The following is a 19,053-nucleotide window of genomic DNA, read 5'->3' as shown; positions in this document are numbered from 1 at the left end:
CTCCTATTTAAAAAGAAAAAGAGGAAGCCCTCTTTTTCAATTGGTTGGTTTATGTCTTCTGTATAGAATATAACTTCTGCCAACATAATTCAATGGAACACTCCAAACATGGACGAGCCTGGTGAATGGCCAGAAAGCAAATATCGCAAAGCCTGTAATGACATGAATCTGGAAAGAAAGTGGCACGACAGTCATCAATGCGGGGTTCGGATTTAAAAAGAACAATCCGCGGAACCAAACTGAAATAGTGGTCCGGTAATCGAAATCTGGCTGTACAGCATTCGTCACAACAGTCGCGTACATTCCCATGATGACGATGAACAGCAACAATGAGTTTACCGCCAAATCGGAAAATGAACTCAATTGCCTTACATTTTTCTTCGAAAATCTGCGGAATGTCAGGATGAACATGCCGATCAATGTAACGAATCCGAAAAAGCCTCCGATATAGATTGCGCCGATATGGTAGAGATGGTCATTCACCCCTACTGCATGCATCCATGATTTTGGTACGGCAAGGCCCCCGATATGGCCAAAAATGACAGGAATAATGCCCAAGTGGAACAATAAACTGCCGATCATCAATTGTTTTTTCTCGATGAATTCACTGGATTTCGCGGTCCAGCTGAACTTATCAACCCGGTACCTGTAGATATGGCCGAAAATAAAAACGGCTATGCAAAAATAGGGGAAAATCACCCAAAGAAATTGATTTAACGCATTCATGCTTGAACCTCCTGTTCAATACATGCCTTGAATGTTTCCCGCAAGCCTTTGACTAAGTGGAAATAAGGGCTTCCATGCTTTTCGAGTGACTGCAGCAAGTGATAAGTGCCGTCTTCCAGGACAGCTATCAGCAATCCAAAGCTCTGTGGAGAACGGGGGTCGCCAAGCCATTCAGCCGCGTAAAGGAATTCACACATCAGCGGCAGAAAATCCGACAGCTCCGACTCCGGCATTTCAAGCCCATACATTTCATAAAGCACTTTCAATTTAGCAAGCATCTGTCCACGTTCTTTGGCATCTTCAAATTTAAAATAAGTCATAAACAATGTGCAGTCTTTTTGAAAATCGAACGTATCCGTATACATCTCCTGAATTTCATCCAAACTGATCTCGTGCATCTGCTGCCAATACTCTTTGACATGAACAAGAGCTGGATGGACTTCCGAAAATGATTCTTCAATCATTTTCGGATGGAAATCCAGTTTTTCAGGATAGGTTAAATGGTGGGCAAAAAATCCGAACGATTCTTTGAAGCCATACAATTTTTCGAGGTTAATCACGCCAAATCCCCCCGTAGAAGTTCTCTTCATAAATTTCCTTGCCAGTTTTGGTTGCAGTGCCAGTCGGACTCGGGCTAGCAGGACCGCAGCCGTCACACGATCCACCGGATTCAGTGCCCCAGCCACCCATGCCGTCTGTATCAAAACCTTCCATACCTTGCGCACGATAAGGGTTGACGCGTCCTTCTCGGTGTGTGCTCGGAATGACAAAGCGATCTTCGTATTTTGCAATAGCCAGCAAACGATACATGGATTCAGTCTGATGAGGCGTCATGCCCACACGTTCAAGCCGGCTGTTGTCAAACTCTTTGCCGGAAGATAACGCGCGCATATAAGAACGCATCATCGCCATCCGCTGAAGTGAATGCTTGACCGTGACGGTATCCCCCGCAGTCAGCATATTGGCAAGGTATTGAATAGGCGTACGCATTTCTTCGATTGCCGGGAAAATCATGTCCGGATTCTTAATGGAATCCTTGCCTTCAAAGTAATTCATGATCGGGCTGAGCGGCGGCACATACCAAACCATCGGAAGCGTCCGGTATTCAGGATGGAGCGGGAACGCCAATTGGTGTTCAATAGCCAGTTTGTAGACCGGCGAATTCTGTGCAGCTTCAATCCAGTCTTCCGAAATGCCGTCTTTGCGGGCTTGTGCAATCATGTCAGGATCAAACGGATCGATGAATAAATCGCATTGTGCTTTATAAAGGTCTTTTTCATCCGGCGTCGATGCCACTTCCAACACGCGGTCGGCGTCATAAAGCAAGACACCGAGATAACGGATCCTTCCTGTGCATGTTTCAGAGCAAACGGTCGGCAAGCCGGATTCAATCCGCGGGAAGCAGAATGTGCATTTTTCAGCTTTGTTTGTCTGCCAGTTGAAATAGACTTTCTTGTACGGACAGCCGGTCATGCAATAACGCCAGCCGCGGCATGCTTCCTGATCGACCAGAACGATTCCGTCTTCTTCCCGTTTATAGATGGCGCCAGATGGACAAGAAGCCACACAACTTGGATTCAGACAGTGCTCACATAATCGCGGCAAATAAATCATGAAGGATTTTTCAAAATTGAATTTGATCTCTTCTTCGATTTTCTGGATATTCGGATCCAGTGGACCCGTAATATGTGCCCCTGCCAAGTCATCCTCCCAGTTCGGGCCCCATTCAAGATCCATCTTTTCTCCCGTGATGGCAGAATGTGCACGAGCTACAGGGGAATGTTCCGATTCCCCTGCATTCGTCAAGTGCTCGTAATTATAAGTCCAGGGCTCGTAATAATCTTTCATCTCAGGCATATCGGGATTATAGAAGATTTTCCCTAAAGCGACTTTGGACAGTTTATTTCCGGATTTAAGTTCCAATTTCCCTTTGCGGAGCTGCCAGCCGCCTTTGTAAAGCTCCTGGTCTTCCCAGCGTTTCGGGTAACCGATGCCAGGTTTGGTTTCCACGTTGTTGAACCACATATACTCGGCACCTTTACGGTTGGTCCAAGTCGTTTTGCACGTCACACTGCACGTGTGGCAGCCGATGCATTTATCAAGGTTCATCACCATTGCTACTTGTGCTTTAATTTTCAAGCCAGTCTACCTCCTTCATTTTCCGGACAGCTACATACTCATCACGCTGATTGCCGATCGGCCCGTAATAATTGAAGCCATAGCTGAGCTGCGCGTATCCGCCGACCATTTGTGTCGGTTTCATATGGATTCGGGTTGGTGCGTTATGGCTGCCGCCTCGTGTATCGGTAATTTCAGAACCGGGAACATTGATGTGCTTGTCCTGTGCATGGTACATGAACATTGTGCCCCGCGGCATCCGGTGGCTGACGACTGCGCGCGCTGTGACTACACCATTTCGGTTATAGACTTCGAGCCAGTCGTTGTCATTTATGTTATGTGTGTCGGCGTCTTCGTTATTGATCCAAACCGTAGGGCCGCCGCGGAATAACGTCAGCATATGCTGGTTATCCTGGTAAGTGGAATGGATATTCCATTTGCCGTGCGGTGTCAAATAGCGCAGCACAAGGGAATCGACTCCGCCTTTGACCACCTTGTCATTTGCACCGAAAACCATCGGCGGCAAAGTCGGTTTGTAGATCGGCAGCGCTTCTCCGTATTGCTGGAAGATTTCATGGTCGATATAGAAATGCTGTCTGCCGGTCAATGTGCGGAAAGGCACGAGCCGTTCAATATTAGTCGTAAACGGTGAGTAGCGGCGCCCCATCTTATTGGATCCTGAGAAGACTGGCGTCGGAATGACTTCTCGCGGCTGGACGGTAATGCTCTGGAACGTAATTTTTTCAGCAGCGCGGTCAGCCGAAATATCTCTCAGTTCCACTCCAGTATCTTTTTCTGCTTCTATATAGGCTTTTTGTGAAACACGGCCGTTTGTAGCTGAAGAAAGATTCAGCATCGCATCTGCCACCTGCCGCGCCGTCTGGATTTTCGGCAGGCCGTTCTTGATGGATTCATCAAAGAAAGTTCCATTAATATGTTTCAGTTCTTCGTACTCATCAGCGACAGAGAAGCTGACGCCATGTGCACCCGTTTTGCCGACCACTAAATTCGGTCCAAGCGAAATGTATTTATCATGGATTTTGGTGTAATCGCGTTCGACAATACTGAAGTTCGGCATCGTCTTGCCGGGCTCAGCGGCAATTTCACCTTTCGTCCAGTCTTTTACAAGACCCATCGGCTGCGCGATTTCACTAACAGTGTCATGGGCAAGCGGTGTGATGACGACATCTTTATAAACTCCAGGCAAATGTGTTTTCGCCATTTCTGAGAATTTTTCTGCGAGTTTGCTATAGATGTCCCAGTCGGACCGCGACTCCCACAGCGGGTTGACGGCCGGATTGAATGGATGGACAAACGGATGCATATCCGTTGAAGATAAATCCGTTTTCTCATACCATGTCGCTGCCGGCAAGACGATATCTGCATAAAGCGGTGTCGAAGTCATACGGAAATCAAGTGCGACCATCAAATCCAGCTTCCCGACAACATCTTCTCTCCAGACAATCTCCTCCGGTTTCTGTTCTGTATTCGGTTCAGCAAGCAAGCCGTCGGAAGCTCCCAGCAAATGTTTCATGAAGTATTCCTGGCCTTTTGCTGAACTGGAAATCAGATTCGAGCGCCAGATGAAAAGCGAACGCGGGAAGTTTTCCGGTGCTCCGGGATCTTCTATCGAAAACTTGGTTTTTCTTGAAGTCACTTGTTCAACAGCGTGATCGATAATTTCTTTATTGGTTTTCTTGCCTTGCTGTGCGGCTTCTTCCGCAAATACGAGGCTGTTTTTCTCGAATTGCGGATACGAAGGCAGCCACCCAAGACGCGCTGCCAGCACATTATAATCAGCCGGATGCTGATAGCTGACTTCTCCACCTGTCGGCGATTTCAAACTGTCCGTGCCGCTTTCTTCGTAACGCCATTGTTCTGTTGCAAAATAGAAAAACGAAGTTGCATTCTGCAGACGTGCAGGTCCCTGCCAGTCTTTTGCAAAAGCGATCGTTGACCAGCCTTCAATCGGACGGCATTTTTCCTGGCCGACATAATGTGCCCAGCCGCCGCCGTTGACACCTTGAGATGCAGTCAGCACGACAAGATTTAAAATGGCGCGGTAGATGGTATCGCTGTTAAACCAGTGATTGATGCCTGCACCCATGATGATCATCGAACGTCCGCCTGTATCGATTGAGTTCTGTGCAAATTCACGGGCGATCTGCACAACAATCGAAGCTTTGACCGAAGTGATTTTTTCCTGCCAGGCCGGTGTGTAATGGGAATCTTCATCAAAATAATCTTTGGCGTTCAACGGGCTGTCGATTCTTGGGACGCCGTATTGGCTCATCATCAAATCATACACCGTACATGCATAACGCTCAGTGCCATCAGCCAAAACGATTTTCTTGGCCGGAACCACCCGCTTGAAGACGCCATTACCGGCATTGTCAAAATAAGGGAATGCGATTTCGACCCATTCTTCGCCGTGACCTTCGACTGACAAAGCAGGTTCCACTTTGCTGCCGTCTTCATTTTCAAGAATTAAATTCCATTTCTTGTCTTCTTCCCATCGCTGCCCCATCGTTCCGTTTGGAACCATCAAACCTTCGATTGCTTCATCATAAATGACCGATTTCCAGTCTGAATGCTGGGAAGCATCGCCTAAATCGCTTGACCGGAGGAAACGACCGCCTTTCAGCGTATCTTCATGAGGATCCAGCAGTACCATGAACGGCATATCGGTATATTGTTTTGCGTAATTGATGAACATCGGCTCTTTCCGCTGCTGGTAAAATTCATCCAGAATTACATGCGTCATGGCCTGCGCCAAAGCCGCGTCACTTCCTGGATTCGGCGCGAGCCAGTTATCCGCAAACTTTACGTTTTCCGCGAAATCGGGAGCCACGGAAACGACTTTTGTTCCTTTATAACGCACTTCTGTCATAAAGTGTGCATCCGGTGTACGAGTCATTGGAACGTTCGACCCCCACATCATCAAATAGCCGGCATTATACCAATCCGAAGATTCCGGTACATCTGTCTGCTCTCCCCAAATTTGCGGTGAAGCCGGCGGAAGATCCGCGTACCAGTCGTAAAAACTCAGCATCTGCCCGCCAAGCAGTGAAAGGAAACGTGCCCCTGATGCGTAGCTGACCATCGACATCGCTGGAATCGGCGTGAAACCGGCAATGCGGTCAGGACCATATTTTTGGATCGTGTAGATCAATTGAGCAGCGATCAATTCCAAAGCGTCTTCCCAGTTCACGCGGATATGGCCGCCTTTGCCGCGGGCCGATTTATAGAATTGCGCTTTTTCCGGATCTTCCACAATGCTTGCCCAGGCTTCCACCGGGTTAGCGTGAGTACTCCGCGCCGCTTTCCACAGCCGCCATAAACGGCCGCGCATATAAGGGTATTTCACACGCAGCGGGCTGTACTCGTACCAGGAAAATGTTGCGCCGCGTGGACATCCGCGGGGTTCAAATTCCGGCATATCGGGTCCGCATGACGGGTAGTCGATCTGCTGATTTTCCCATGTGATGATTCCGTTCTTCACAAAAACTTTCCAGCTGCAGGAGCCGGTACAGTTAACGCCGTGTGTGGTGCGGACCACTTTATCGTGCGACCATCTTTGGCGGTACATGTTTTCCCAGTCTCTGCTTTTTTCTTCGAGTATCGACCAGCTTCCTGAGTAACTTTCAATCGGTTTGAAAAAATTGAATCCGAATCTTTTTTTCATATGCTCTTAAACACTCCTTCTCAGAATGAAAGACTTTGACAGGGAATCAATTCCATATCATTCGTATATCTCCATTATGGATTTCACAAGAATAAGTTCCCATTAGGGAAAGTCCTATTGAACCCCTGAAACTCCCTTGTTCGAAAAAATCAAAAAAATAAGCATCCCTCTAAAAATAAGAGGAATGCTTAGCTTGGATGGTATTCGGACATTTGACCTTTTTCGATGCGGATCATGCGGTGAGCGAGTTTTTCTGCGTCAGTTTTGCGGTGCGTGACGAAAATGACAGGAATTTCCCATGCCTGATGGATGCGCATCAGCTCCATTTGGCAGCGGTCGCGCGTTTCGTCATCGAGCGCTGAAAAAGGTTCGTCCAGCAGCAGGATGGCGGGCTTGGCGGCAAGTGCCCGCGCAAGTGCCACACGCTGTTTTTCGCCGCCTGAAATCTGGTGAGGGTATTTGGACAAGATCTCTTTGATGCCAAGAAGCTCAGTCAATTCATTGATATGCGTGAGGTCTGAGCCCCTCGGCAAACTGTAGAGAATGTTTTTTTCTGCGGTGAAATGAGGGAACAGCGCATAATCCTGAAACAGATAACCCACTTTCCGTTTTTGGATTTTCAGGGGTTTCCTTGTGCCGCCGAAAAATGTTCGGCCATTGAGCACAATTTCACCCCGGTCCGGCTGCACGATTCCCGCGATACAATTCAGCAGCGTCGTTTTCCCTGAACCCGATGGCCCGGTGAGCGCCAGGATTTCTTTATTCAAATGAAAATCCATATCCAATCTGAATTTTTCAAGCTGTTTGCTGAAATTCACAGTCAACATCGCAATTACTCCCTTCCCAGGCGGATGCCGTTCTTTTTTCTCCAGTAATTGAGCCAGGACATAACAGCCAGTCCCAAAGACGAAATGACGATCACCCAAAAAGCCGCTTTTTCCATCTGCCCGGCTTCATAAGCGAAATAAATGGCGAGCGGCACTGTTTCCGTCTGCCCGGGAATATAGCCGGCGATCATCAACGTGGCACCGAATTCTCCCAGGCCTCTGGCGAACGACAGGATCAACCCGGCAAAAATTCCCGGCCAGGCAAGCGGAAATGTGATGGTGCGGAAAATGCGCCATTCGCCGATGCCCATTGTCCTCGCGACATTTTCCCAGCGTGGATCAACTTTTTCAAAAGCAGCGAATGCGCTTTGATACATCAATGGCAAAGATACCACAAACGACGCGATGACGGCTCCGACCCACGTGAACACAATCCGGATACCGAACCATTCCTCCAGTAAAATTCCCAGCGGGCCGTTCATGCCGAACAGATAAATCAACGCGAAACCGATAACAGTCGGCGGCAAAACGAGCGGCAGCAAAATCACTGCCTCGACAAAACTTTTGCCGAAAAAATCCCGCCTGCTCATGAAACGGACGAGCAGGATACTGATGATGAAAACAAAAAAAGTTGAAATAAGTGCGACTCTTAATGATAAGAAAAATGGCGACAAATCATACGGCATCAGCGAAGCTCTCCTTTGGCAGGGGCAAACCCATAACTTTCAAGCAGTTTCTGCCCTTCATCACTCAGCAGGAATTCCAGAAAATAGCCGGCGGCCTGCGGGTTGGCAGAGCTCTCGATTACTGCGGCTGGATAGATGATTTCACTGCCATTTTGCGGAACCTCGATAATGGTTTCCAGTGTTGTTGATATCCGGGCATCCGATGAATAGACAAAGCCCATTTCGGCATTTCCGCTTTCGACATAACTCAAAACCTGGCGCGCATCTTTGGCGAAAATCAGCTCTCCTTCAATTTCTTCCCACAAACCGAGATTCGTCAAGGCTTCTTTGGTATAGAAACCGACCGGCACACTTTCCGGTTCGCCGACTGCAATCATCTTGTCGGTGCCTTCCAGTATTTTCTTCAGATCGGTTCCGTCCAGTTTTTCAGCTGACGCAAGCACCAGACGGTTTTGGGCGAAGTTTTGGGCAGTTCCTTCTATTATAAGGCCGTCGTCCGACAGCTGGTCCATGTCTTTAACACTTGCCGATAAAAAAAGATCAGCCGGTGCCCCTTGCTGGATCTGATTTCTCAATTTGCCCGAAGAGCCATAATTGAATGCCAGCTCAATATCGGGATGTTTTTCCTGAAATTCTTTTTCAGCAGCCTGCATCGCCTCTGACAGGCTGGATGCTGCGGAAATCAGGAGTTCATCACTGCTGCCGGCGGAAGTATTGCCGCACGCGCTGAGCAGAATCCCGGTAATTATCAATAAAACAGCTTTTTTCATCTATTTAATCCTCTCCCCGCAAGGAAACCGGTTTTATTTGAGTTCCAAAAACGTTCAGGAAACTGCATTATGTAAAGCTTAAAGCTTAAAATAATTCTACCATATAAGGGCATTCCCTTTTTCGGTAAGGGAATGCCCTTAGCAGAAAAATTGCACTTTTTTCCATGCTATACTGAGGAAAAATGAGAGAGGATGAAGCAGAATGTCAGGACCGTCATTGAGCCAGCTGCATGCACATCACGCGATACATCAAGGAGCCTTATCCGGGGCGATCGCTAAAACTGAAGAAATAGAAGATTTGCTGAGAGCAAAGGAATTTGAAGTCGCCATGCAGGCAGCAGAACATTTGCTTGAATACTGGGAAACCCGCATCATCAGCCATGCAAATGCAGAAGAAGAAGGATTCTATCAGGAAATGCTCGATAAAAATCCCGCGCTTGAAGATACTGTGGCTAAATTGACGCGCGACCATGATCTGCTGCGCATAATCGCCGCAGACATTACAACGATGCTGAAAGAGGAAGGCTTGACGTATGATGTGATGAAGCAATTCCATGCGCTGTTAGTGGTGAACGAGATACATAGCCGCGACGAAGAACGCTTATTGCTCGGGGAGCATACAAAATGACGCGCCATCACGGAGATAACACAGTGACAGTCGGAAGAAATGATCCATGCACATGCGGCAGCGGAAAAAAATATAAAAAATGCTGCGGTGTAAACGAGACAGAAAATGGGCTGGTGCAGGAACAAAACCTTGTTTTACAGGCAGTGCTTCAGGACTTTTTCAGCAGCCACCCCCGCCCTTCCCAGCAAAAAGGACTGGTGGAATGGAAAAATAAAACCGAAGATCTCCTGGTCCCGTTATATGGAGAAGAAAAATCCGGCGGGATTATCGGAGATGTTTATTTCTTTTCACAACAGGCTGATATTTGGAACTCATTTATCGAGGGAAAAATCCGGCAGGAACAGCGTCCGCAAATTCGTCAGATTCTCACGAGCTGGTCGAATCCTGCCTTTTTGGCAGGCGAAATTCTTTCCGTTTCGGATTACCGGGCGCAAATGCGTGATTTGCTGTCTCAGGAAATATACGAAATTGATGTCAATGAATCTTTCCCGGCAGAAGCCGGAAATATCGCTCTCGGCTTTTATTTGCCCGACCACCGCATCAGCGATCGCTTCGTCATGGCGTTGAACAGTGTAACGACGGCGGTGGACGTGAATCCGGAAACGGTCGAAAAGCTGAAAAATATGTACAGCACTTCGCAAACGGATAATGAGCAGCAATTCTACAAACAAAACATCATTTCGGTCTATCAGATGTTTTCAAGCGGCCTTCGCGGTGCGCAGGAAGTTAGGGATGGCGTGCTGAAATCTGTGGAACAGCTCGAACAATTCCTGATTGAGCAGGATCTCAAAAGTGACGATCTGATCGAAACTTTTTTCCATTACCTGAAACCACTTCCTGAAGTTCAAGCTGCCGCAATTGGTGGTGCCGTTCTATTTGGAATCAATCAGAAACTTATCAAATTAGACTGGACATCTGCCCGGTTGGCGGATGTCTTTGGAGCCGATCAACAAGAAATCGAGTTGTTTGCAGATGAACTTCAGACTTTCTACCTTGAAACGGTAGCCGAACAGGAAAAAGAAGCGGCATATGCGTTCGAAGTCGGGACAAACCCGAAAGCCAATGAACTGCAGAACTGGCAGCTGTTCATGCATTTGAAACATGCTGCGATTGCCAGCGAAGCGGCTTTGAAGCGCCAGATGGAGTACTACCATGCGAAGCCTTATAAACCGAAGTCCGATTCTGAAAAGGCGCAGCTTCTCGCCTATGAATTATTCTCGAAAGGCATCTATTCCGTTTCCGCTGAAGAGCTTCAAAAGGTCCAGCAATTTGATCCGCTGCTACCGGACGGATTCCTGCTTGCCGCTGAAATGGAAATGGATCCGTCAGTGAAGAAATCATTACTGGAAAAAGCTATTGCCAGCGGAAAATTGCATTACGAACATGAAATGGAAGTTTCATGGCTTTATATTGCAAACCGGCCATATCTGCGGGCTGTATTCCTTCTCGGAATCCATTTCTGGGAGCGGGATGAATTCGGCAAATCATTTGATGAATTCCAGAAACTGCTTCAGCTGAACCCGGCTGACCATCAAGGTGCCCGGTATCTGGCCGTTTCTTCGCTCATCGCGCTCGGACGGCTGAAAGAAGCGGAAAGCCTCATTGAACATTATGAAGATGAATTTTCTGATAATGCGTTCTATGCCTGGTTCAAATGGCTGATCGAACGAAAACGGAGCGTGCATTCGCGTGCAACCCAGGAGATGTTCAAGCAGGCATTGGAGCAGAACCCTTACGTTAAAAAGCATATTGAGAAACGCCCAGCCGCTTTGCCTTATCCCAAAAAAGCTGTCATTACACCGCGTTCACCGGAAGAAGCCCAGTTGATCTGGTCATTCCTGGCGCCTGGACTGCTTCAATAAAATCTGGAGGTGCAGAAATGACGTTAAGTTACATGGAATACCGTCAAGATGATGAAGCTATCAGGGATATCGAACATATAAAGACCGAAGGCGTACTGCCTGGGGATATTTACATCTTTACCGACGACACGAAACGGACCAATGATTTAGTGAAAATGGCTGACGCCAATAAAATCGGAATGTCGGAGACAGGTGTAAACACGGCAATTTCAAATTTATTCAGTTCCAAAGAAGCTGTGTTGATCAACCAATTTGAAGAGCTTGGTTTCAGCCGTGCTGAAGCTGAATTTTTGGAAAAATCGGTTGAAGATCATAAAGTAGTGGTGGTAGTGAAGAACATGCCGGAAGGTTTTTCATTTTAACAAAATCATCAAAAAAAGCTGAACCAAGCCGAATGATCGGCTTGGTTCAGCTTTTTCTATAGAAATATCAGCTGTTGATCGAGTTTGTCTGGCGGTCGTCTTTCGCGGTTTCAAAATTCCCTTCGCCGACACGGCGTCGGATTTCATCTTCCGTTAATTTTTGTCCGACCGGCCCTGTAGGAATATCACTTGCACCTTCTTCGACTTCTGCCCGTTCAACACGCGCAAATCCTGCATTCGTCCTGCGACCAATTTCTTCGCGTTCGGTCCGGCTGGTATACTTTTCTTCGGGGCTATTATCAATTGTCATATGAATTCCTCCTCTTTCCTTCTTTAAGTACGACTTCCCCATCCGAACCATTTTGAAACTAATCCACCATCCGGTCGCTTCCAAAGAAGTTGCGGAACATTTGAATCGTGGTGTCTCTGTTCATCGAAGAGATGGAAGTTGTCAGCGGGATCCCTTTCGGGCAGGATTCCACGCAATTCTGCGCCATGCCGCATTGCTGGATTCCTCCAGGTCCCATCAGTAAAGTCAGGCGTTCGTCTTTATTCATGGCTCCTGTCGGATGCGCATTCATCAGGCGGACCTGGGAAATCGGTGCAGCGCCGATAAATTCCGATTTATCATTGACGTTCGGACAGGCTTCAAGGCACACGCCGCAAGTCATACATTTGGATAATTCGTAAGCCCATTGGCGTTTCCGCTCAGGCATGCGCGGACCTTCGCCCAAATCATAGGTGCCGTCAATCGGAATCCATGCCTTTAATTTCTTCAATGTATTGAACATCGTGCTGCGGTCGATGACCAGATCCCGTACCACCGGAAAAGTGCTCATCGGCTGAAGGCGGATGGGCTGTTCCAGCTGATCGACCAATGCCGTGCATGACTGCCGCGCTTTGCCGTTGATGACCATCGAGCAGGCGCCGCAAACTTCTTCGAGGCAATTCATATCCCATGCGACAGGTGTGGTTTTTTTCCCTTCCATATTAATAGGGTTTCGACGGATTTCCATCAATGCCGAAATGACATTCATATTCATCCGGTACGGCAATTCGAATTTTTCCCAATACGATTTCTCGTCCGGCGTGTCTCTCCGTTCAATTTCAAAGATGACCGTTTTAGCTGCTTCACCCAATGCCATCCATCCCCTTCTATATAATTCTCATTTCGCAACAAGTCAGCTACTCAGAATGGTTCTCATTAATTTTAGCATTAATAATCTGATTATTCAAAATAACATTCAAAAATAAAACAAAGCCCTTTTACCCGATTGCAATTCCGAAAGCGAACAGTAAGCCGAATACCCAATGATGCCAGGCTGCCCATTTCATGGCATCCCTTTCATCTTCACGCGGTGCACCTTCCCTTAATTTCCATCGGAGCCAAAAAGCGATCGGCAATGCCAAAAACACAATGGCTGTAGGCCATCCGGTAATTCCAGAAGCATTCAGTCCCAGCAGCCAAATATAAGGCACAGTAATCAAAAAGCCCAGCAGCATCATAGCTTTCCGCCGGCCAAATGTTATGGCGAGCGTACAGCGGAAACCTCTGTCTTTTTCTATATCCCGAATATTATTCACCAGGATCATAGAAGCAATGAGTGCAGCATATGGAAATGCGACCGCTATGATTTCCCAATTGAAGCCGCCCCCTTCCACAACAAATGCCAGACTGGTTACTACAAATCCCAGGAACACAGCGGCAACTAATTCACCAGCGCCAATTGAAGCTAAAGAAGGTTTACCTGCTGAGTAATATATCCCTGCAGCAATGCTGATGGCACCCACAACTAAAATCCAATAACTGCTGTGTACTGCAAGCCAAATGCCCAGAACTGCCGCAATAAGAAGCAATGCAGCTGCAACAGCCGGCAATTGAGAAAAGATCGGTTTTTTGGAAAATCCACTGGATTCGGTCTCTTCCCATTTATCGATATCCTGGCCATGCACAAAATCAAAATAATCATTGAATATATTGACCGCCATCTGGACCAGCAAAGCGGATGTTATAAATACGATGAAAACTGTAATATCCACTGTTCCGGTTTGTGCAGCAAATGCTCCGCCCGCAATTGCCGGGCTGATAGTGCCCGTCAAGGTCATGGGCCGCAGCAGCGCCAGCCATGAGGCACGGTATGAATAATTTTGGGTTTTCATTAAATTGATCATATCCTTCGCACCTTCCTCTTCAGACTGTTAAAACGACAGCATAATAGCCATTAAGCTCAAGAATCCGACAACTTCAACGCCAGACACAATCGTTACGCTGCGCATTGCGTTTTTCAACAGGCGGGGATAACCGTTATCCGCCATTTTCCAGATGGTATCATGAGTCAAAACTTTAATGGAAAACCGGTAGCTGACAAAAACACCCCATAAAAGTGTCAGAACCCCGACAGTAAAAGCCAGGATTAAATTGTGTCCGTAAGCAGAGTTCATTGCTGTATCGAAATCCCGCACTGGACCCAGGACGCTGCCGAGAAGCAGACCTGTCAAAATGACGCCTGAGCCTATAAAAGTGAATTTATGATGGATCCATTGCATCAGCATCACAAGAAGTTTTTGCCTGCTCATCGTATCCATTTTTGCAGCAACCGGAAAAACTCCCCAGCCTACAAACAAAATGCCTCCCACCCATGCGATACCAAGCAGGATATGGATACTTAAAACGAGTTGATGGAGCATCCAATTCATGATTATCACTTCTTTCTTAATATGATTTTTCAGTATGAGTGGTATTGACTTCAGTATAGGATCATTTGAACGAAAACCCCTTGACCTGCATCAACATCCGACCATATAAAGCAATTTTTCCAGTAAAAAACTATTCATTTCAAGGACTTATCGTTCAACTTGATTCCCATCAAGTTTTTATTTGAAGTTCTGCTTTAAACTTGGTTTATAGGGAGAAAGCTTAAGGATTCAGACAGGAGTGTTTACGATGAAACGAGTGCTCATCCTGTATACAAGCTCCACAGGGAACACCGAAGAGATCGCCAGTTTATTGGAAGAATATATAAACCGGAGCGAATTTGATGTCGTTATGAAAAATATGGAAATGGGTGAAGTGGACGCTGAGGAATTGCTGAATTATGACGGTATCCTTTTTGGCACCTATACCTATGATGACGGGGACCTTCCTTTTGAGACGGAAGTTTTTACTGACAATCTTGCATCTATTGATTTATCCGGAAAAGTGGTCGGCGTTTTCGGTTCCGGAGACACAGCGTATTTTCAATTCTGCGAAGCCGTGGATGTAATGAAAGAGGAATTTAAGCGATTGAATGCAATAGTAATAGAAGAAAGTGTCAAAGTGGATCTTTTTCCTGATGAAGAGGAAGAACTTTTGTCCATCAAAAAACTGGCAGATTTATTTCAACAGAGCCTGGAAGATGCCACCGAAAACAGAACGGCTGGATAAAAAAATAATTTGAGGAGGAACAAACATGAAAAACCAACAGCAATCCTGCAATTGCGGAAATGAAGTCGACCGGATGATCAATGAAGGCCTCGGCAACGGCACAATTATTGCAAAATACACTGAACCACATCTGAAACTGAAAGAAAAAGAAGCAGCAATGGCGGCTGAAACATACTCGAACGATAGTGAAAATACAAAATGAAGTTTGTTCCCTGTTTTAACAAAACCGATTCAATAAAAGGAGCCTGATCAACCGGTAAAACGGTGATCAGGCTCCTTTTATGTTTCTTTCAGCTAACCGTAAACGGCGCGGAAAGTGAGATTTCATGGAACGGCTGTTCCTTCGACAGAAACGTTTTGATGAGACGATATTCTCCAGCCGGCAATGTGACTTTCAGTAAATCGAAAGAAAAAGACTGTTTAATACGGCTGCCTGACAAGAGTACATGGCCAAAATCAGTGAGATGCGGATTCTCGATAAACACAGCATCTGAATGGGTCAAGATATACCAACCATCTTCTTTTTTCACTTCTATATAAAAATAATCCCCGTAATCATAATGTTTTAAGCTGTCATTTTTCATGCTTGCTTCAATCGCAGATGGCGACCTGCTAAAGGAATCATCCTCTAATTCCAATGTCAGCCCAGCAGAACTGGCAGGTATCTGTTGAATGGGTGAAGGGTCTTTCAGCGTTTTGGGCAGAGCGTTCTGGCTGCAGGCTGCCAGCAAAAGCACGGATATAACGAACAATAGATATTTCATAAGCTCACCTCTATTCTTATTATAATCCCGAGCCGCCGTTCTATCCTTGATGCCAGTCAATAATTCGCCCTTTTCGGTCTTTTTGCAGTTTAAATAAAATTTATCAAAAATTTATTTTCTTATTTACTTTTTAACAAAAAATGAGTATTCTGTTAGTAGAACCATGAAATTCGCCGAGAATGGACATTTTTCAAACGATAATAAACAGTTGGTTCTTTTCGGTACTTAAATTAATAACATGTAGGTCGTGTATCCCGGACAATAGTGCTGACGATAACGCCGAAAAGGATCTTATTCTTTTCGGCGTTATTTTTCGGCCAGCTGAAGGAGTGAAAAATATGAAGTATTTTATCGACCACAAGAGTAAACGCATACACTCTCAGCAATTTGCAGGAGATTCCTGCGGGTTTGTATCCACCCCGATTGCGTACAGGGAATTTACGAACTGCCCTGCCTATGTAAAGCGCCTGATTGAAGAAGAAAATTATTCAAAGTGTTCAAATTGTGTTTCCGCGCCAACTAAACTCCATAAAAAGTCCATCAGTTGACAAGATATCACCGGCACTGTTAATAGATCTGGGCTATTTTGACTTTCTTTACAAGAATAAAGAGATTCTGTATAGTAGACTTATAAAAGTAATTAAACAGGGGTGTGGGAACAGTCCGTCACTTCGACTTCTTCCCAACATTGCGCTATATGAATCAGGCAGAGTATTTCAGACAATAGAGCTGACAATAACGCCAAAAAGGAATGGAACATTCTTTTTTGGCGTTTTTTTTGTTCAAAAATTTAATTGAACGTTGTTTTTGTTTGAGAACTTGTTTGATTCGTCCGCTTGTCCCCATTTGTTATAAAAGGAGTGTTGCTTATGACTGAGAGTCAGGCCGTTCAGTCACAGATTTCAAGTTATATATCAAAATTTCTGAAAGACCATTTCGGCGAAAGCCCTGAAGAAATGGAAGTACAATTTCACCCTCCCTACCTGTTGATTCATTTAAACGGTTTTTTATTGCCTCCAGAAAAGATGCTGCTCGATCGCCTGGAAAACAAACGTATGCTGGAGAGCAGAGATTTAATGATGAATTCATTGAAGAATGATTTTCTTGAAGGTCTTGGCTCAGTTTCTGATTTTAAAGGAAAAGAACTATTCTTCGATTGGAATTTGGAAAAGGAAAGTGCATTGCTGCTGGTAATTGCCGGCAACACTGATGCTGAAAGCGACTTTTCCGCTCCTCCTGGCGTACATGAAGGACCTATAAAAGATATTATCGAAATGAACAGCTCACTTACACAGAAGAAACCGGAAAAAACAGAGTTGTTTTGACTGAACAGCGATATTCTCTTGATTAAACGGACCGGCATACTGGTGGAAATAGAGAAACAATTGATTAAAAATGGTGCAGCTGACGAATTAAAGCTGGCTAAAAGGCCATTGGAATACAGGATTACAAAATTCTTCAATCTGGACCATTTCTTGCCCAGCCCCGTTGAAGAGATATTTGTCGATTGGGATTTTCATCAGGAATACAGTTATATGGTGTTGATTCTGAAACGTTCTACTCCTTAAAAATTACAGATACTAATGGAATTATTCTCGGTTTATTGCATCGGATACGTATGCCAAACGATCGCTAGGTGGAAAGGAACTGCATCTCATGCTCAAAGAAAGAAGTATTGAAACAGAAGTAGGCGGATTTATATCGACGCTGTTGCGGAAACATTTTGGAAAAGGTCCTACTTCTGTTTATGTAACGATTAAACGACCTTTTATCATTATGCATTTCAGAGGTTTTACAACCACGATGGAGAAAATCCTTTTGAAGCAAAATGAATGGAAACGTGTATTGGAGACACGGAATTTATTGGTTCAGGAATTGAAACCCATTATTCGCCGGCAATTGAAGGAAATTGCCGGATGGACAATCGATGAATTTTACGTGGACTGGAATCTTGATTTGGAGACCGGTACATTTCTCGCCGTTTCTTCTGAAAAGGCTGACCCCCTTAATTTCGAATGGCCATCGGAGTATGACAAAGTCATCTTTGATATGAAACTTGAACAAGTTTGTAAAACATTACAGCGTAATCTCCATCAGACAGATACATATTGGGTCAACGACCGGACATTGTTGATTTGTTGGACGGGCGTCTTAACCGAAATTGAAAAAGCGTTGATCAGGAATGGCCATAGTGAAATCCTTAAATATACCAAACGGCCGCTTGAGCGTTCGATGCTCGAAGCAGCGGGATTCGAATCTGTCTTTGAGAAACGGATACAGGAAATTTTTCTGGATTGGGACAACGGGTCCAATATCGGCTATGTCATCATGGTATTAGATATTAAAAAATAAACAGACCCGCTCATCCCCCCTGTAATAGTTCCTGCATTAAAAATCCGGTTTGCTGAAAGAAGCAAACCGGATTTTTAATTTCGTATTCAATTAACATCTCCCAGATAAATAGGTGAATCGATTCCTTTTACCAACTGCTGCAATGGATGGACAATAGCTTTGGGATAGATGCGGTAGTTCGCCAACTCTTCAATCAGCAGCCAAACAATACCTGCTTGGTGAGAATCCGGGTTCGTCGGAGGCAAGTACTCCAGTGCTGCTCTATGAGGCTTGCAGCGGAAATAATATTCAATCTGGTGGACTGCTGAATCAAACGAGGCGTGTTCATGATTTTTGCCGATGTATTCTCGAATATGGAGCAGTTCTTTTACATCGACACCCGCTCCCGCTTCTTCGAGACATTCCCTCTTTAAAGCCTCTGTCAAAGTTTCTCCGTGATTCTGCCCACCGCCTGGAAAAAGATAAAAAGGACCTTCTCTGTCTTCGTTTTTTGTCAGCAATATCTTTCCCCTTTCAATAATAACTGCTTTTGCTGAATTTCTGATCTTCAACTTTCATTTCCCCTTTTTCATTACCGCATTATCCATGTTGATGCGGCTTGAGCTGAAATCTTTAATCACATTATGATTTTTATAGATTAATATGGAAGCTGCAGCAATATGGTAGTGCAAACTTCTTCTCTGGAACGGCTGCCATCGACTATCAAATCAGAATCAGGTTTAACGTCCTCCTGCTTTTGAAAATATATACAGCTCTTTTTTAACTGTTTATGATTTTGCGTCAGGAAAGGTTTCATAATTTGTTCTTTCTTCCCCTCCTGCGCTTAGTCTTTCTCTTAATCATATATGA

The 19,053-nt window shown here is 45.5% G+C and carries 21 protein-coding genes; 8 read left to right on the top strand and 13 right to left on the bottom strand.

Features of this window, described 5'->3' with window-relative positions; translation table 11 throughout:
- Window positions 1-36: 36 nt before the first annotated feature.
- From narI to modA, 7 genes are all read right to left on the bottom strand, one after another.
- Window positions 37-726 carry a respiratory nitrate reductase subunit gamma gene (gene narI / locus CXF70_RS16115; protein WP_101803508.1) on the bottom strand — a complete coding sequence of 230 codons (690 nt, stop codon included), beginning with the start codon at window positions 724-726 and terminating at the stop codon, window positions 37-39.
- The gene (narJ, locus tag CXF70_RS16110) at window positions 723-1,286 is read right to left on the bottom strand and encodes a nitrate reductase molybdenum cofactor assembly chaperone (RefSeq protein WP_101803507.1); all 564 of its coding nucleotides are present in this window, start codon (window positions 1,284-1,286) and stop codon (window positions 723-725) included. The genes narI and narJ overlap by 4 nt, the downstream gene beginning before the upstream one ends.
- Complete coding sequence (gene narH, locus CXF70_RS16105; RefSeq protein WP_101803506.1) at window positions 1,279-2,865, bottom strand: nitrate reductase subunit beta; 1,587 nt, start codon at window positions 2,863-2,865, stop codon at window positions 1,279-1,281. Before narH ends, narJ begins: the two co-directional genes overlap by 8 nt.
- Window positions 2,855-6,529, bottom strand: a complete 3,675-nt coding sequence (locus CXF70_RS16100; protein WP_101803505.1) for a nitrate reductase subunit alpha — start codon at window positions 6,527-6,529, stop codon at window positions 2,855-2,857. Before CXF70_RS16100 ends, narH begins: the two co-directional genes overlap by 11 nt.
- 188 nt (window positions 6,530-6,717) lie before the next feature.
- Window positions 6,718-7,356, bottom strand: coding sequence for an ATP-binding cassette domain-containing protein (locus CXF70_RS16095; RefSeq protein WP_101803504.1), 639 nt, complete (start codon window positions 7,354-7,356; stop codon window positions 6,718-6,720).
- Between the two features lie 5 nt (window positions 7,357-7,361).
- Window positions 7,362-8,042, bottom strand: coding sequence for a molybdate ABC transporter permease subunit (modB, locus tag CXF70_RS16090; protein ID WP_199172851.1), 681 nt, complete (start codon window positions 8,040-8,042; stop codon window positions 7,362-7,364).
- Window positions 8,042-8,812: a molybdate ABC transporter substrate-binding protein gene (gene modA, locus CXF70_RS16085; RefSeq protein ID WP_101803502.1), complete on the bottom strand. Its 771-nt coding sequence runs from the start codon at window positions 8,810-8,812 to the stop codon at window positions 8,042-8,044. Before modA ends, modB begins: the two co-directional genes overlap by 1 nt.
- 202 nt (window positions 8,813-9,014) lie before the next feature.
- Between modA and CXF70_RS16080 the strand changes: the two genes are divergently transcribed.
- Genes CXF70_RS16080 through CXF70_RS16070 form a run of 3 tightly spaced genes read left to right on the top strand, consistent with a single transcriptional unit; the run spans window position 9,015 to window position 11,664 of the window.
- Complete coding sequence (locus CXF70_RS16080) at window positions 9,015-9,440, top strand: hypothetical protein (RefSeq protein WP_101803501.1); 426 nt, start codon at window positions 9,015-9,017, stop codon at window positions 9,438-9,440.
- Window positions 9,437-11,302 carry an SEC-C metal-binding domain-containing protein gene (locus CXF70_RS16075; protein ID WP_101803500.1) on the top strand — a complete coding sequence of 622 codons (1,866 nt, stop codon included), beginning with the start codon at window positions 9,437-9,439 and terminating at the stop codon, window positions 11,300-11,302. The genes CXF70_RS16080 and CXF70_RS16075 overlap by 4 nt, the downstream gene beginning before the upstream one ends.
- Window positions 11,303-11,319: 17 nt before the next feature.
- Complete coding sequence (locus CXF70_RS16070) at window positions 11,320-11,664, top strand: YflT domain-containing protein (protein ID WP_101803499.1); 345 nt, start codon at window positions 11,320-11,322, stop codon at window positions 11,662-11,664.
- A 67-nt stretch (window positions 11,665-11,731) separates the two neighbouring features.
- Here CXF70_RS16070 and CXF70_RS16065 read toward each other — a convergent pair whose 3' ends face one another.
- The 4 genes from CXF70_RS16065 to CXF70_RS16050 all read right to left on the bottom strand — a co-directional run bounded on the left by CXF70_RS16065 (window position 11,732) and on the right by CXF70_RS16050 (window position 14,361).
- Window positions 11,732-11,974: a hypothetical protein gene (locus tag CXF70_RS16065; protein ID WP_101803498.1), complete on the bottom strand. Its 243-nt coding sequence runs from the start codon at window positions 11,972-11,974 to the stop codon at window positions 11,732-11,734.
- Between the two features lie 58 nt (window positions 11,975-12,032).
- Window positions 12,033-12,809: a succinate dehydrogenase iron-sulfur subunit gene (gene sdhB, locus CXF70_RS16060; protein ID WP_101803497.1), complete on the bottom strand. Its 777-nt coding sequence runs from the start codon at window positions 12,807-12,809 to the stop codon at window positions 12,033-12,035.
- A gap of 121 nt (window positions 12,810-12,930) precedes the next feature.
- A complete protein-coding gene (locus CXF70_RS16055) occupies window positions 12,931-13,836 on the bottom strand; it encodes a prenyltransferase (protein ID WP_101803496.1) in 906 nt (301 codons plus the stop codon).
- Window positions 13,837-13,863: 27 nt separating this feature from the next.
- Complete coding sequence (locus CXF70_RS16050; protein WP_101803495.1) at window positions 13,864-14,361, bottom strand: hypothetical protein; 498 nt, start codon at window positions 14,359-14,361, stop codon at window positions 13,864-13,866.
- 247 nt (window positions 14,362-14,608) lie between these two features.
- Between CXF70_RS16050 and CXF70_RS16045 the strand changes: the two genes are divergently transcribed.
- Together CXF70_RS16045 and CXF70_RS18400 are read left to right on the top strand one after the other, a co-directional pair.
- Window positions 14,609-15,088: a flavodoxin gene (locus tag CXF70_RS16045; protein WP_101803494.1), complete on the top strand. Its 480-nt coding sequence runs from the start codon at window positions 14,609-14,611 to the stop codon at window positions 15,086-15,088.
- Between the two features lie 25 nt (window positions 15,089-15,113).
- A complete protein-coding gene (locus CXF70_RS18400; protein ID WP_199172850.1) occupies window positions 15,114-15,290 on the top strand; it encodes a hypothetical protein in 177 nt (58 codons plus the stop codon).
- A gap of 88 nt (window positions 15,291-15,378) precedes the next feature.
- Here the strand turns inward: CXF70_RS18400 and CXF70_RS16040 are convergent, their stop codons facing one another.
- The gene (locus CXF70_RS16040; protein ID WP_101803493.1) at window positions 15,379-15,852 is read right to left on the bottom strand and encodes an immunoglobulin-like domain-containing protein; all 474 of its coding nucleotides are present in this window, start codon (window positions 15,850-15,852) and stop codon (window positions 15,379-15,381) included.
- Window positions 15,853-16,721: 869 nt separating this feature from the next.
- On the opposite strand from CXF70_RS16040, the gene CXF70_RS16030 reads away from it, so the two are divergent.
- From CXF70_RS16030 to CXF70_RS16020, 3 genes are all read left to right on the top strand, one after another.
- Window positions 16,722-17,177, top strand: a complete 456-nt coding sequence (locus tag CXF70_RS16030) for a Na-translocating system protein MpsC family protein (RefSeq protein WP_101803492.1) — start codon at window positions 16,722-16,724, stop codon at window positions 17,175-17,177.
- An 18-nt stretch (window positions 17,178-17,195) separates the two neighbouring features.
- Complete coding sequence (locus tag CXF70_RS16025; RefSeq protein WP_101803491.1) at window positions 17,196-17,420, top strand: hypothetical protein; 225 nt, start codon at window positions 17,196-17,198, stop codon at window positions 17,418-17,420.
- 88 nt (window positions 17,421-17,508) lie between these two features.
- Window positions 17,509-18,204 carry a Na-translocating system protein MpsC family protein gene (locus CXF70_RS16020; protein WP_101803490.1) on the top strand — a complete coding sequence of 232 codons (696 nt, stop codon included), beginning with the start codon at window positions 17,509-17,511 and terminating at the stop codon, window positions 18,202-18,204.
- Window positions 18,205-18,290: 86 nt separating this feature from the next.
- Here the strand turns inward: CXF70_RS16020 and CXF70_RS16015 are convergent, their stop codons facing one another.
- The gene (locus tag CXF70_RS16015) at window positions 18,291-18,755 is read right to left on the bottom strand and encodes an NUDIX domain-containing protein (RefSeq protein WP_101803489.1); all 465 of its coding nucleotides are present in this window, start codon (window positions 18,753-18,755) and stop codon (window positions 18,291-18,293) included.
- Window positions 18,756-19,053: the final 298 nt, after the last annotated feature.

The sequence above is a fragment of the Planomicrobium sp. MB-3u-38 genome, from assembly GCF_002836425.1.
Lineage (GTDB): Bacteria > Bacillota > Bacilli > Bacillales_A > Planococcaceae > Planococcus > Planococcus okeanokoites.
This window is presented reverse-complemented; position numbering and strand designations above follow the sequence as displayed.

What these genes read in the sequence shown, in the direction of transcription:
- CXF70_RS16040 (WP_101803493.1), bottom strand. Translation starts at nt 15,852, where the DNA reads ATGAAATATCTATTGTTCGTTATATCCGTGCTTTTGCTGGCAGCCTGC.
- CXF70_RS16055 (WP_101803496.1), bottom strand. Translation starts at nt 13,836, where the DNA reads ATGATCAATTTAATGAAAACCCAAAATTATTCATACCGTGCCTCATGG.
- CXF70_RS18400 (WP_199172850.1), top strand. Translation starts at nt 15,114, where the DNA reads ATGAAAAACCAACAGCAATCCTGCAATTGCGGAAATGAAGTCGACCGG.
- CXF70_RS16070 (WP_101803499.1), top strand. Translation starts at nt 11,320, where the DNA reads ATGACGTTAAGTTACATGGAATACCGTCAAGATGATGAAGCTATCAGG.
- CXF70_RS16080 (WP_101803501.1), top strand. Translation starts at nt 9,015, where the DNA reads ATGTCAGGACCGTCATTGAGCCAGCTGCATGCACATCACGCGATACAT.
- CXF70_RS16030 (WP_101803492.1), top strand. Translation starts at nt 16,722, where the DNA reads ATGACTGAGAGTCAGGCCGTTCAGTCACAGATTTCAAGTTATATATCA.
- CXF70_RS16095 (WP_101803504.1), bottom strand. Translation starts at nt 7,356, where the DNA reads ATGTTGACTGTGAATTTCAGCAAACAGCTTGAAAAATTCAGATTGGAT.
- CXF70_RS16045 (WP_101803494.1), top strand. Translation starts at nt 14,609, where the DNA reads ATGAAACGAGTGCTCATCCTGTATACAAGCTCCACAGGGAACACCGAA.
- modB (WP_199172851.1), bottom strand. Translation starts at nt 8,042, where the DNA reads ATGCCGTATGATTTGTCGCCATTTTTCTTATCATTAAGAGTCGCACTT.
- CXF70_RS16020 (WP_101803490.1), top strand. Translation starts at nt 17,509, where the DNA reads ATGCTCAAAGAAAGAAGTATTGAAACAGAAGTAGGCGGATTTATATCG.
- CXF70_RS16100 (WP_101803505.1), bottom strand. Translation starts at nt 6,529, where the DNA reads ATGAAAAAAAGATTCGGATTCAATTTTTTCAAACCGATTGAAAGTTAC.
- CXF70_RS16075 (WP_101803500.1), top strand. Translation starts at nt 9,437, where the DNA reads ATGACGCGCCATCACGGAGATAACACAGTGACAGTCGGAAGAAATGAT.
- modA (WP_101803502.1), bottom strand. Translation starts at nt 8,812, where the DNA reads ATGAAAAAAGCTGTTTTATTGATAATTACCGGGATTCTGCTCAGCGCG.
- narI (WP_101803508.1), bottom strand. Translation starts at nt 726, where the DNA reads ATGAATGCGTTAAATCAATTTCTTTGGGTGATTTTCCCCTATTTTTGC.
- CXF70_RS16050 (WP_101803495.1), bottom strand. Translation starts at nt 14,361, where the DNA reads ATGAATTGGATGCTCCATCAACTCGTTTTAAGTATCCATATCCTGCTT.
- sdhB (WP_101803497.1), bottom strand. Translation starts at nt 12,809, where the DNA reads ATGGCATTGGGTGAAGCAGCTAAAACGGTCATCTTTGAAATTGAACGG.
- CXF70_RS16065 (WP_101803498.1), bottom strand. Translation starts at nt 11,974, where the DNA reads ATGACAATTGATAATAGCCCCGAAGAAAAGTATACCAGCCGGACCGAA.